Annotated in this window: 14 protein-coding genes and 1 pseudogene; 12 read left to right on the top strand and 3 right to left on the bottom strand. The window is 36.4% G+C overall.

Features of this window, described 5'->3' with window-relative positions:
* The first annotated feature begins 10 nt into the window (after nt 1-10).
* The 9 genes from ABH955_RS05770 to ABH955_RS05730 all read left to right on the top strand — a co-directional run bounded on the left by ABH955_RS05770 (nt 11) and on the right by ABH955_RS05730 (nt 9,854).
* Complete coding sequence (locus ABH955_RS05770; protein ID WP_404490950.1) at nt 11-664, top strand: TetR/AcrR family transcriptional regulator; 654 nt, start codon at nt 11-13, stop codon at nt 662-664.
* A 4-nt stretch (nt 665-668) separates the two neighbouring features.
* Nucleotides 669-1,637 (top strand): YbgA family protein, encoded by a 969-nt coding sequence (locus tag ABH955_RS05765; protein ID WP_404490949.1) that lies wholly within the window; start codon nt 669-671, stop codon nt 1,635-1,637.
* A 216-nt stretch (nt 1,638-1,853) separates the two neighbouring features.
* Entirely contained in the window at nt 1,854-2,999 is a 1,146-nt protein-coding gene (locus tag ABH955_RS05760; RefSeq protein ID WP_002032227.1) for an acyl-CoA dehydrogenase, read from the top strand.
* Nucleotides 3,000-3,014: 15 nt separating this feature from the next.
* Nucleotides 3,015-4,352, top strand: a complete 1,338-nt coding sequence (locus ABH955_RS05755) for an acetyl-CoA carboxylase biotin carboxylase subunit (RefSeq protein ID WP_404448922.1) — start codon at nt 3,015-3,017, stop codon at nt 4,350-4,352.
* Between the two features lie 26 nt (nt 4,353-4,378).
* Nucleotides 4,379-4,594: an acetyl-CoA carboxylase biotin carboxyl carrier protein subunit gene (locus tag ABH955_RS05750; protein WP_001985297.1), complete on the top strand. Its 216-nt coding sequence runs from the start codon at nt 4,379-4,381 to the stop codon at nt 4,592-4,594.
* 21 nt (nt 4,595-4,615) lie between these two features.
* On the top strand, nt 4,616-5,527 hold the full coding sequence (gene mvaB / locus ABH955_RS05745) for a hydroxymethylglutaryl-CoA lyase (RefSeq protein ID WP_002017011.1): 912 nt from the start codon (nt 4,616-4,618) through the stop codon (nt 5,525-5,527).
* 4 nt (nt 5,528-5,531) lie between these two features.
* Complete coding sequence (locus tag ABH955_RS05740) at nt 5,532-6,320, top strand: enoyl-CoA hydratase (protein WP_113936467.1); 789 nt, start codon at nt 5,532-5,534, stop codon at nt 6,318-6,320.
* 2 nt (nt 6,321-6,322) lie between these two features.
* A complete protein-coding gene (locus ABH955_RS05735; RefSeq protein ID WP_404453868.1) occupies nt 6,323-7,864 on the top strand; it encodes an acyl-CoA carboxylase subunit beta in 1,542 nt (513 codons plus the stop codon).
* Nucleotides 7,865-7,913: 49 nt separating this feature from the next.
* Entirely contained in the window at nt 7,914-9,854 is a 1,941-nt protein-coding gene (locus ABH955_RS05730; protein ID WP_404453865.1) for an AMP-binding protein, read from the top strand.
* Nucleotides 9,855-10,295: 441 nt separating this feature from the next.
* Here the strand turns inward: ABH955_RS05730 and ABH955_RS05725 are convergent, their stop codons facing one another.
* Nucleotides 10,296-10,493 (bottom strand): hypothetical protein, encoded by a 198-nt coding sequence (locus ABH955_RS05725; RefSeq protein WP_061690213.1) that lies wholly within the window; start codon nt 10,491-10,493, stop codon nt 10,296-10,298.
* Nucleotides 10,494-10,925: 432 nt separating this feature from the next.
* Here ABH955_RS05725 and ABH955_RS05720 point away from each other — a divergent pair, with 432 nt between their 5' ends.
* Together ABH955_RS05720 and ABH955_RS05715 are read left to right on the top strand one after the other, a co-directional pair.
* Complete coding sequence (locus ABH955_RS05720) at nt 10,926-11,141, top strand: hypothetical protein (RefSeq protein WP_000237377.1); 216 nt, start codon at nt 10,926-10,928, stop codon at nt 11,139-11,141.
* A gap of 45 nt (nt 11,142-11,186) precedes the next feature.
* On the top strand, nt 11,187-11,471 hold the full coding sequence (locus ABH955_RS05715; RefSeq protein ID WP_404453862.1) for a hypothetical protein: 285 nt from the start codon (nt 11,187-11,189) through the stop codon (nt 11,469-11,471).
* Nucleotides 11,472-11,488: 17 nt separating this feature from the next.
* On the opposite strand, the pseudogene ABH955_RS05710 reads toward ABH955_RS05715, so the two are convergent.
* Together ABH955_RS05710 and ABH955_RS05705 are read right to left on the bottom strand one after the other, a co-directional pair.
* A pseudogene (locus ABH955_RS05710) lies at nt 11,489-11,545 on the bottom strand (exosporium leader peptide-containing protein); the annotation flags it as partial.
* A 197-nt stretch (nt 11,546-11,742) separates the two neighbouring features.
* Nucleotides 11,743-12,111: an FtsB family cell division protein gene (locus tag ABH955_RS05705; protein ID WP_404453859.1), complete on the bottom strand. Its 369-nt coding sequence runs from the start codon at nt 12,109-12,111 to the stop codon at nt 11,743-11,745.
* A 329-nt stretch (nt 12,112-12,440) separates the two neighbouring features.
* On the opposite strand from ABH955_RS05705, the gene ABH955_RS05700 reads away from it, so the two are divergent.
* Nucleotides 12,441-12,611 (top strand): hypothetical protein, encoded by a 171-nt coding sequence (locus ABH955_RS05700; RefSeq protein WP_016101959.1) that lies wholly within the window; start codon nt 12,441-12,443, stop codon nt 12,609-12,611.
* Nucleotides 12,612-12,678 lie beyond the last annotated feature (67 nt).

The raw sequence follows: 12,678 nt of genomic DNA, 5'->3' as shown, positions 1-12,678 counted from the left end.
AGCACAATAAATGAAGAAGGATTGGCTGGAAGAATTAGTTGCCGCAACGAATACTGATAAACGTAATGAACGTCAAATGCGTATATTAGAGGCAGCTGTTGATATGTTTGGAGAAAAAGGGTACGCCTCAACTTCAACGAGTGAAATTGCAAAGCGAGCTGGTGTAGCGGAAGGAACAATCTTCCGCTACTATAAAACGAAAAAAGATTTATTGTTTGCAGTCGTGATGCCGACCTTAACAAAGTTTACTGCGCCATTTTTCGTACAAGCCTTTGCAAAAGAAATATTTAAAACAGAGTATGAATCGTATGAAGTGCTTTTAAGAGTAATAATTCAAAATAGATTTGAATTTGCTAAAAAGCACTTTCCAATGATAAAAATATTAATTCAAGAAGTACCATTTCAGCCGGAACTAAAAAGTGAAATACAACAATTAATAGAAACAGAACTGCTTGTACATTTTAAAAAGCTGATTGTAAAGTTTCAAGAAGAAGGGGAAATTATTGAACTTCCGCCATCTTCCGTATTACGTCTTACTTTATCAGCTGTATTAGGGTTGCTCTTAACGAGGTTTTTATTATTGCCGGAAGAGAAATGGGACGATGAAGTGGAAATTGAAAATACGATTCAATTTATATTGTATGGACTAACGCCACGGAGGTAATGTGATGCGACAATTTGCTAAACCGATAATTGTTGTAAGTAAATGTTTAGAATTTGATGCCTGTCGTTATAATGGAGAGATGGTTCCAGATTTAACAATTCGAAACTTGCAGCCATTTGTTACATTTATACCTGTATGTCCTGAAGTAGAAATTGGTTTAGGGACTCCTCGTGAAACGATACGTATTGTAGAAAAAAATGGTGCGAATATGCTTGTACAACCGTCAATACGAGAAGATGTAACTGAAAAAATGAATGAATTTTCAAATGCGTTTTTACAAACATTACCTGAAGTTGACGGTTTTATTTTGAAGAATCGTTCGCCAAGTTGCGGAACTCGTGATGTGAAAATCTATTCTGGTTTTGAAAAAGGGCCAGTAAAAGGAAAAGGAACTGGATTATTTGGCGGAGCAGTAATAAAAAAATTTTCGCATCTTCCAATTGAAGAAGAAGGTAGATTGTCGAATTATATTATTAGAGAGCATTTCTTTACAAGATTGTTTACAATCGCGCATTACAAAATGATTAAACATACTAAAAACATAAAAGAACTCATAGCGTTTCAATCAGATTATAAGTATTTATTTATGGCATATAATCAGCTGAAACAAAAAGAATTAGGGCGTATTATTGCAAATCAAAAAAATGAAACAATTGAAGTCGTATTTGATAACTATGAGAAGATTTTATATGAATTATTTATTCGCGCGCCTCGCTATACATCGAATGTAAATGTATGTGAGCACATTTTCGGATATTTTAAAACAAAGCTAAAAAAACAAGAAAAAGATCATTTTCTAGAACTGATACAAAAATATGCAGAAAAGAAAATACCACTTAGTAGTTTGCTTACAATTTTAAAATCATGGGCCATTCGATTTGATGAAAAGTATTTATTAAGACAAACATATTTTGAGCCATACCCTGAAGGGTTAGTAGAAATTTCTGATTCGGGAAAAGGTAGAGATTATTAAACAATAAATTACATAATTCGACACAAAACCTCCTATGTTGTTGTAGAACAATGTAGGAATTTTTTTGTGCATTGGTACAGAATCTGTTTTAAAATTAAGTTATGACAGAATTATAGCAATTGTCTAACTAATATTCATGTCTTTTAAGAAGTAATGTTTGTAGTAGAAACTCGCACGCTGTCGAAACTCAATATTCGATAAGGGGTGTGTAGCGGAATGGAATTTACTCTAACTCGCGAAAAACAAATGATTAAAGAAATGGTACGTGATTTTGCTGAAAAGGAAATCGCACCGAAAGCTGTATATTATGACAAAACTGCGGAATTTCCATATGAAACATTTCAAAAAATGGGCGAACTAGGATTATTAGGTATCCCATTCCCAGAAGAGTATGGAGGTTCAGGTGGAGATACGTTATCGTACGCGTTAGCTGTTGAAGAAATTGGTCGTGCTTGTGGTGGAACAGGTTTAAGCTATGCTGCAACAATTTCATTAGGTGCTTCTCCAATTTATTATTTCGGTACAGAAGAACAAAAACAGAAATTTTTAGTTCCAATGGCGTCAGGTAAAACGTTAGGTGCTTTCGGATTAACGGAGCCAAATGCTGGATCTGATGCAGGGGGCACACAAACGAAAGCAATTTTAGATGGCGATGAATATGTTATTAGTGGTGAAAAGTGCTGGATTACAAACGCAGAGTATGCAAATACAATTATTGTAACCGCTATCAACGGTTTTGAAGACAATGGTAAAAAACGTATTTCTGCATTTATCGTACCGACTACTAGTGAAGGATTAACGATTTCAAGCCCTTACGATAAGATGGGTGTTCGTGCTTCTAATACTTGTGAAATCGTACTTGATGGTGTACGTGTACCGAAAGAAAATATTCTTGGTGATGTAAATAAAGGATTTAAACAATTCTTATATACACTTGATGGAGGACGTATTTCAATTGCAGCATTAGCAGTAGGTATTGCACAATCTGCATTTGAACGTGCATTGCAATATGCGAAGGAACGTCAACAATTTGGAAAACCGATTTCTAATTTCCAAGCGATTCAATTTAAATTGGCTGATATGGCGACTGAAGTAGAATTAGCGCGTAATTTAGTACATAAAGCAGCTTGGTTAAAAGATAACGATAAACCTTTCGGTAAAGAAGCGGCTATGGCAAAGTTGTTTGCATCTGAAGCTGCAAGTCGTATAGCAAATCATGCAGTACAAATTCATGGTGGATATGGCTATATGCGCGAATATGAAGTTGAACGATATATTCGTGATGCAAAACTTTTAGAAATTGGTGAAGGAACTTCTGAAATTCAACGTCTCGTAATTGCAAGACATTTAGGATGTAGATAAAAAGGAGGAGTCACTATGTTTCAAAAAATATTAATTGCTAATCGCGGGGAAATCGCAGTTCGCATTATGAAAACTTGTCAAAAACTTGGCATTCGTACCGTTGCTATTTATTCTGAGGCTGATGAAAATGCCCTTCATGTAAAATTGGCAAATGAAGCTTACTTAGTAGGCGGTCCACGTGTCCAAGAAAGCTATTTAAACCTTGAAAAAATTATTGAAATAGCTAAGAAGACAAATGCTGAAGCAATCCATCCGGGGTACGGATTATTATCAGAGAATCCATCTTTTCCGATTCGCTGTAAAGAAGAAGGAATCGTATTTATCGGTCCTTCAGAAGAAATCATTACTAAGATGGGAAGTAAAATTGAGTCACGTATAGCGATGCAAGCAGCAGATGTGCCAGTAGTTCCAGGAATTACTACAAATATTGAAACTGCTGAAGAAGCAATTGAAATTGCGAAACAAATTGGTTATCCATTAATGCTTAAGGCATCCGCGGGCGGCGGAGGCATTGGTATGCAGTTGATGGAAACTGAGCAAACGCTCACCAAAGCATTTGAAAGTAATAAAACAAGAGCGCAAAATTTCTTTGGTAACGGAGAAATGTATTTAGAGCGCTATATAGCAGATGCACATCATATTGAAATTCAGCTTTTAGCAGATACACATGGTAATACAGTGTATTTATGGGAACGCGAATGTTCAGTGCAGCGCCGAAATCAAAAAGTAATTGAAGAAGCACCTTCACCATTTTTAGATGAGGGTACACGAAAGGCTATGGGAGAAGTTGCTGTACAGGCTGCTAAAGCACTTGGTTATACAAATGCAGGTACAGTAGAGTTTCTTGTAGATGATCAAAAGAACTTTTATTTCTTAGAAATGAATACGAGATTACAAGTAGAACATCCAGTTACAGAAGAAATTACTGGGTTAGACTTAGTTGAACAACAATTACTTATCGCATATGGTGAGAAGCTATCATTTACACAGGATGATGTAAAACGTAGTGGTCATGCCATTGAGGCTCGTATTTATGCAGAAGATCCGAAAACATTCTTCCCATCACCTGGGAAAATTACAAATTTAACGTTACCGACAAATATACGTATTGATCACTTTTTGGAGAATCAAGTAACGATTACACCTTTCTATGATCCAATGATTGCGAAAGTAATCGCACATGGTGAAACTCGTGAAGAAGCGATTTCAAAATTAAAAATTGCTCTAGAAGAGTTAAAAGTAGAAGGTATTAAAACAAACACACCAATGTTACTGCAAGTACTCGGAGACGATGTGTTCAAAAGTGGTATTTATACAACGGGTTTCGTAACGAAACAACTTGTTAAAAAATAAGAGTTATGAATATTAAGGGGGAAAAAATGATGACGAAAGTATATGCATCGATGGCAGGAAATGTTTGGAAAATTGTTGTAGGAGTAGGAGATACAGTAGAGGAAGAGCAGGATGTCGTCATTTTGGAATCTATGAAAATGGAAATTCCAATCGTTTCAGAAGAAGCCGGAACTGTTATGAAAATTAACGTACAAGAAGGCGATTTTGTAAATGAAGGAGATGTATTACTAGAAATTGAATAGGGAGATATAGGGGGAAGCGAATTGAAACTACCTAATTTTGCTGTCATTAAAGAAGTCGGGCCACGTGATGGCTTACAGAATGAAAAAAAGATTGTTGGCACAAAAGATAAAGTAAAATGGATTCAACTACTTACAGAAGCGGGATTGTCGTACGTTGAAGTTTCCTCATTCGTTCACCCTAAATGGGTTCCTGCATTAGCAGATGCAAGTGATGTATTTTCTGAGCTAAAAAGGGATCCAAATGTTACATATGCAGCGCTTGTTCCAAATCAAAATGGTTTGGAACGAGCTTTTTTGCAAAATGTAGATGAGGTGAATGTTTTTTTATCAGCAAGTGAATCTCACAATAAAAGTAATATTAATAAATCTATTAAAGAAGCATTAGCTGTAATTGAAGATATAACAAAACAGGCAACGTTCGAAGGTAAAAAGGTAAGAGGCTATGTTTCTACTGTATTTGGATGTCCTTATGAAGGGGATATAAGTGCCACAGCAGTTGACGAAATATGTAATCAACTATTTTCATACGGCATTTATGAAGTTTCTCTCGGGGACACGATTGGTGTAGCGAATCCATTACAAGTAGAACAAGTATTAGAACATCTATTAAAGAAGTATGATGCTTCGCAGTTTGCAATGCATTTTCATAATACGTATGGAATGGCTCTGGCGAATGTAGTTAAGTCTTTAGAATATGGTATTACAACGTTTGATAGTTCTTGTGGTGGACTCGGAGGATGTCCTTATGCACCAGGAGCATCGGGTAATGTTGCTACTGATGACTTAGTGCATATGCTCCATAAGCTGGGAGTCCAAACTAATATTGATGAAGAAAAGTTATTGAGAGCTAGTCAGTTTATTCAAAGTAAGTTAAATATCCAATTACCGAGTCATGTGTATAGAGCGCTTCAACATAAAACGATAAGTAGGTGAGAAGATGCTACAATTACAAAACATTTCAGTTGACTATGTTACACCGCACGTTGTAAAGATTTCGTTAAATCGTGAAAGACAAGCAAACTCATTATCCTTGGCATTATTAGAAGAATTACAAACTATATTAACTCAAATAAACGAAGAATCAAATACGCGCGTTGTTATTTTAACAGGGGATGGCGAAAAAGCATTTTGCGCTGGTGCTGATCTAAAAGAGCGTGCCAACATGAGTGAAGAACAAGTTCGCCATGCTGTGGGTATGATTCGTTCTACTATGGAGATGGTGGAACAATTACCACAACCAGTTATTGCTGCTATTAATGGAATCGCACTTGGTGGAGGTACTGAATTAAGCTTAGCTTGTGATTTTAGAATTGCTTCTGACACTGCAAGTCTAGGTCTCACTGAAACTTCCCTTGCAATTATACCTGGGGCGGGTGGTACGCAGCGCTTACCTAGATTAATTGGAGTTGGTAGAGCGAAAGAATTAATTTATACAGGAAGACGTATTTCGGCGCAAGAAGCGAAAGAGTATGGTTTAGTAGAATTCGTAGTACCAGCTGATTTACTAGAAGAGAAAGCAATTGAAATTGCAGATCGAATTGCTAATAATGGTCCAATTGCCGTTCGATTAGCAAAAGAAGCAATTTCAAATGGTATTCAAGTAGATTTACATACCGGCTTACAAATGGAAAAACAGGCGTATGAGGGCGTAATCGATACGAAAGATAGATTAGAAGGATTACAGGCATTCAAGGAAAAACGCAAACCAATGTATAAGGGGGAGTAAATATGTTAGATCAAAAACAACAATCTAATCCATTTGAAGAACGGGTTGAAACAATTAAGCAAGGCGGGGCACCGAAATATCATGAACAAAACAAAGCAAAAGGGAAACTTTTTGTTCGAGATCGTTTAGCTCTTTTATTCGATAATGGTGAATATGTGGAAGATGCATTATTTGCAAATTGTGAACAAACTGGATTACCAGCTGATGGTGTTGTAACTGCGACTGGTAAAATACATGGTCGTACTGCGTGCGTAATGGCAAATGATTCGACTGTAAAAGCTGGATCATGGGGAGCACGTACAGTTGAAAAGATTTTACGTATTCAAGAAACGGCTGAGAAATTACGTGTACCGTTATTTTATTTAGTTGACTCTGCTGGGGCACGTATTACAGATCAAGTTGAAATGTTCCCTGGACGCCGCGGTGCAGGAAGGATCTTTTATAACCAAGTGAAATTATCTGGTAAAGTGCCACAAATTTGTTTATTATTTGGACCTTCAGCGGCTGGTGGTGCGTATATTCCAGCATTTTGTGACGTTGTTATGATGGTTGAAGGAAATGCTTCTATGTATTTAGGGTCTCCGCGTATGGCTGAAATGGTTATCGGTGAGAAGGTAACTTTAGAAGAAATGGGCGGAGCACGTATGCATTGCTCAGTATCAGGATGCGGAGATGTTTTATGTAAAACAGAAGAAGATGCAATTACGCAAGCAAGACAATATATTTCTTATTTTCCAAGTAACTATTTAGAAAAGACTCCTTTGATTACACCTCAAGAACCGAAACAGTTCGATAAAACGTTAGAAGAAATCATTCCAGAAAATCAAAATGCTCCTTTCAATATGAAAGATCTCATTAACAGAATTATTGATGAAGGTTCTTTCTTTGAAGTGAAAAAATTATTTGCTCAAGAACTAATTACAGGTTTAGCACGCATTGATGGTAAGCCAATTGGCATTATTGCAAATCAGCCGCGTATGAAGGGCGGCGTATTATTCCACGATTCAGCTGATAAAGCAGCGAAGTTTATAAATTTATGCGATGCATACCATATCCCATTATTATTCCTTGCAGATGTACCTGGATTTATGATTGGTACAAAAGTAGAACGTGCCGGAATTATTCGTCACGGTGCAAAAATGATCTCTGCAATGAGTGAAGCAACTGTACCGAAAATTTCTATCGTCGTTCGAAAAGCATATGGAGCTGGCTTATATGCAATGGCAGGTCCAGCGTTTGAACCAGATTGCTGCTTAGCATTACCGACAGCTTCTATTGCAGTAATGGGTCCAGAAGCAGCAGTCAATGCTGTATATGCAAATAAAATTGCAGCTTTACCAGAAGAAGAGCGTGCAAGCTTTATTGCTGAAAAACGAGAAGAGTATAAGAAAGATATTGATATTTACCGTTTAGCATCAGAGATGGTGATTGATGGTATTGTTCATCCAAATAATTTACGTGAAGAGTTAAAAGGACGATTCGAAATGTATATGAGTAAATATCAAGTATTCACGGATCGTAAACATCCTGTATATCCAGTTTAAAAGCCCTATTTAGGGCTTTCTTGCTCAAAAAGTCAAGGAGGGGAAAACATTGAAACAAGCAGTTTGGTTTCCAACAGAAGAATATAAAGAAAAAACGCGTTTATTTGGTTGGATGAAATCATTAGGCTATGAAGATTACGAAGCTTTTTATAATAAGTCAATTGAAGAAACAGCTTGGTTTTGGGGAGAAGCTGAGAGAGCAGTTGGCTATCAGTGGATGAAACCATATACAGAAGTGTTAGATTTAGAAAATGGTACACCGTTTGCACAGTGGTATACTGAGGGAACCTGTAACGTTGTAGAATCTGCTTTATCTCGCTGGCTTGCAGACGATAAAACGAAAACACAAGCAGCACTTATGTATGAAGGGGAAAACGGAACTTCGAAATCATTTACATATGAAGAGCTTGATAGCTGGGTAAGCCGTGTTGCCAACGGTTTGAAACATGCTGGTATTGAAAAAGGTGATCGTGTAACAATTTACATGCCAATGATTCCTGAAACAGTTGTTGCTATGTTAGCAGTAATGAAAATTGGAGCGATTATTTCACCAATATTCTCAGGTTTTGCTGCGGATGCAGTAATGACACGTGTACAAGCAGCGGGTTCAAAAATGATTATTACCGCAGATGGCTTTTCACGCCGTGGGAAAATTGTTTCATTAAAAGATGAAGTAGATAAAGCTTGTGAACATTGTCCAACTGTTGAAAAGGTGGTAATTGTTCGTCATGCAGGAAATGATTTTACACCGCATAATTATGATTTTTCATGGAGTACGTTAGAAAAAGAAAAACCATTTATACATGCTGAAGAAATGAACAGTGATGATCCATTAATGCTTATATATACATCAGGAACGACTGGTAAGCCGAAGGGGACAGTACACACACATGCTGGTTTCCCGCTAAAATCTGCATTTGATGCAGGATTTGGAATGAATATAAAACAAGGCGACCGCGTATTATGGGTAACTGATATGGGCTGGATGATGGGACCATTTTTACTATTCGGCTCTTTAATTAATGGCGCAACGATGGTTATGTACGAAGGTGTTCCAGACTTCCCAGAAGCAGATCGCTTATGGGAGACAGTTGATAAATATGAAATTACTCATCTCGGTATTTCGCCAACGTTAATCCGTGCATTAATGGCAAAAGGTGATGAGTATGTAAATAAACATTCTTTAAAGAGTTTAGAAGTATTCGCATCAACAGGAGAACCTTGGAATCCAGACCCATGGATGTGGTTATTTAATACAGTTGGTAAAGGTAAAGTACCAATTTGTAACTATTCAGGTGGAACTGAAATTTCAGGTGGGATTTTCGGGAATGTCCTAATTAAGCCAATCGCACCGATTAGTTTTAACGCATCTTTACCAGGAATGGCAGCGGTTGTACTTGATGATCGAGGTAAACCAATTCGAGATGAAGTCGGAGAATTATGTTTAGAAAAACCTTGGGTAGGTATGACGAAAAGTTTCTGGGAAGATGATGAACGTTATGTAAACACATATTGGTCACGCTTTGAAAATAAATGGGTTCATGGTGACTGGGTCATTTATGACGGTGAACAATATATCATTACAGGCCGTTCAGATGATACGTTAAACATTGCTGGAAAACGTATTGGACCTGCTGAATATGAATCTATTCTTGTGAAACATAATAATGTAATAGAAGCAGCTGCAATTGGTGTACCTGACGATGTTAAAGGTGAGGTTTGTCATTGCTTTGTAGTATTACGAGACGGTGTAATATTTACAGCAGAATTAAAGAAAGAATTAATGAGTTTAGTAAATTCTCATATCGGAAAAGCATTATGTCCAAAAGATATTCATGTTGTAGAAGATTTACCAAAAACACGTAATTCTAAAGTAATGCGACGTGTTATTAAAGCAGCTTACTTAGGAAAAGAGTTAGGCGATTTATCGTCACTAGTAAATCCTGAAGTAGTACCCTTTATTCAAGAACTACAGTCTAGCAAACTATAACATTACGAATGAGCTCTATGTAAATAGAGCTCATTTTTAATGTTCACAAAAAGATACGAGAGAAAAAGTAAATTTGAAGTTAAAAAATCTACTATTAGTGGTAAGTATGTCTGTTTGTTTTTAGTTTTTATCAAAATAGGATACTGAGACTGTCTATTCAATGGAGTGATTGAATTTTGTTAAGAATGAAAATTTAGTGAAGAAAAAGTAATGAATAAAAGGAGAAATCCCTGGGGGACAGGGATTCGATAAGGGAGATAATATTGTCGTTCAATGTCGAAATTTGGCGTATCTGACAAATTAATATTATCACGAATTTTCAGGAGATTGTGATAGTGGATGTGTCAAAAATGTGTACGTGTTTCATATAAAAATATTATTTAAATAGGAAAAGGGAAAAGAATTAAGTTCACTCGTTCTTAAGATTTTTCCCTTTTAAATTTACTGTTTGTTCGTTGTTCTATATACATCAGAAATTGGTAAATCTTCGCCATGTAAAGCTTGAGTACTGTCCTTTTTATTTGAATCATGTGCCTCCTGAGATGCTTCTTGCATTTGCTCTTGGGCTTTACTAGGAGTATTCAGCGCATCCGATGACACATAATCAAGTTGTTGACTTAATAGATTTTTCTTATCCATGTTATGTAGCTCCTTTTTTGAACTTAGATATAAAAACGATGTTTTTTTAAATAGTTACGTGGGTATTATGTATCTTTGAATGGAATTATATACACAAACTATATTGAGAATTTAACTAATAATAAAAAGTACTTGTGATGACAAGCTTAAGAAATATAAAGATCATTAGTCCTTAATAAAAGCGTTATTTTAGTAGGGTGTAGATTAAATAGGACCTGTTGTATGGAACAAGTCCTTTCAAAAATGACAACAGATAATGAATGGGGGTTACTTGAACATTTCTATTAGTGGTAACTAGATCCCATTCGTTGGATGCTACGAAATTTCATTTGAAAGGAACATCCCAATGATAAGATGAGCACTGTAAATCTGTGCTCATCTTATCAGAAATTGCTTAGTCCTTAAAAATAAAACCGTTACGGACAATTCACAATGGTAATAGTGACGTTTGCCATTGTTCCAGGAGAATCAAGAAGTGAAGCAGTAACGGTTACTGTTCCAGGCCCATTAGCGGCTAGAAATACAGCGGTAAAGTTACCTGAAGCATTGGTAATGACAGCAAGAGGAACCATGAAAGCAAGAGAAGGGTTACTAAATGAAAAACTGACTACTACTCCTGGAGTAGGACTACCGTTTACTAATACTTGACCCGAAAAAAATAAAGTATTATTTCCTTGAGTGGATACACATGCTGTGGTTTCGTTAGAAGTCAAGGTAATAGATGCAGGCCCAGCAGGAAGATTAAATCCAGTTGGTCCAGTTGGTCCAGTTGGTCCAGTTGGTCCAGTTGGTCCAGTTGGTCCAGTTGGTCCGGTTGGTCCAGTTGGTCCGGTTGGTCCGGTTGGTCCGGTTGGTCCGGTTGGTCCGGTTGGTCCGGTTGGTCCAGTTGGTCCGGTTGGTCCAGTTGGTCCAGTTGGTCCAGTTGAACCGGTAGCACCAGTAGCTCCTGTAGAACCGGTGGGACCAGTAGGGAATTGAAAGGGTTGAACAGGTGGAAGTGTAGGTCCAATAGAACTCGGATTAAGTGCAGCAAAAGATAAAAACTCGTCCATTATATATCACCTCTAAAAATCGTATTACTAATAGTAAATGTAATGATAGAGCAAAGTGAAATGGACAAGTGGCTGTATTTTAATAAATTAAACAAAATAGTTATTTGATAGAAAGAGAGATTAGTATGATTACTTTAGAAATTAAATATAAAAAGGCGATTATCTTCATATCGCCTTTTGGATAATACAGTGTAATTTTATTCAGTTATTTGAAATATAGTTTCATTCGGTTTGGAAAATCCATACAGTTTCCTTGCGAATTTTAAAATTTCTTCTTCACTACCTGTTAAAACTTTTACATCATTCTTAAGGGAATGACCATCCTTCTTTACAGAAGATAATTTTTGTTGCTCCGTATTCAGCGTGATTTGTTTTTCTTTAATCATTTCTTGTTGGTTATTCAGAGAATATTGAAGGACAAAAATTATAGGTAATATAATAGCCAAAGTAGTTATAATACGGCGTCTTGTTTTTTTATTATTACCTTGTTTGGTGTTAACGTTCACTTGCTGTGAGGGTATCTTAGGATTTGATTGTTGTGATGATATTTTTGGGATGTTTCCCATTAAAATGCCTCCATTACTGATTGTAGAATTTAAACTGTTTAAAAGTATTATAAATGTTCAATGGGAATTTTAGAAGATAGTTTAATCTAGGTGAGTTTTGTAAAGTTTAAACAAAATCCTTATTTAAATAAAAGGAACCCCGATTGTCTGCGGGGCTCCTAAGGGTAATCGTCAAGTAATGACGTAATCGACTAGTTAACGATATCATGAATTTTTTGGTAAATATACTGGTAAATGCGTCCAAATTAATGAGAGCATTATTTGAAACAAAAACGCTATTTTAATAGGGAGGGGAATAATGATGATTCCATGGGACAAGCGAGTATACATTGTATCAAGGTGATCATTTTATTACAGAGGGGACAATTTTAGAGGTTAGTGAAAAGGCGAATAAATCATTATATTGGCGTTGGTGCATGTTAGCTCCAAGCTATGAAAAAGTGTGCGGTAATAGTACAAAGCGACTTCGGTTGATTCGGATAGATGATGATGAAGAATGATATAAAAATTTCATTTTGTAGAGAAATGAGGTGATTAAGGATGGGCATAGAATATGCCATGTTTGTA

The organism is Bacillus sp. RC240, assembly GCF_044907945.1.
Taxonomy (GTDB): Bacteria; Bacillota; Bacilli; order Bacillales; family Bacillaceae_G; genus Bacillus_A; species Bacillus_A mycoides.
The sequence above is the reverse complement of the archived record's forward strand: the minus strand, read 5'-3'. Positions and strand labels throughout refer to the sequence as shown.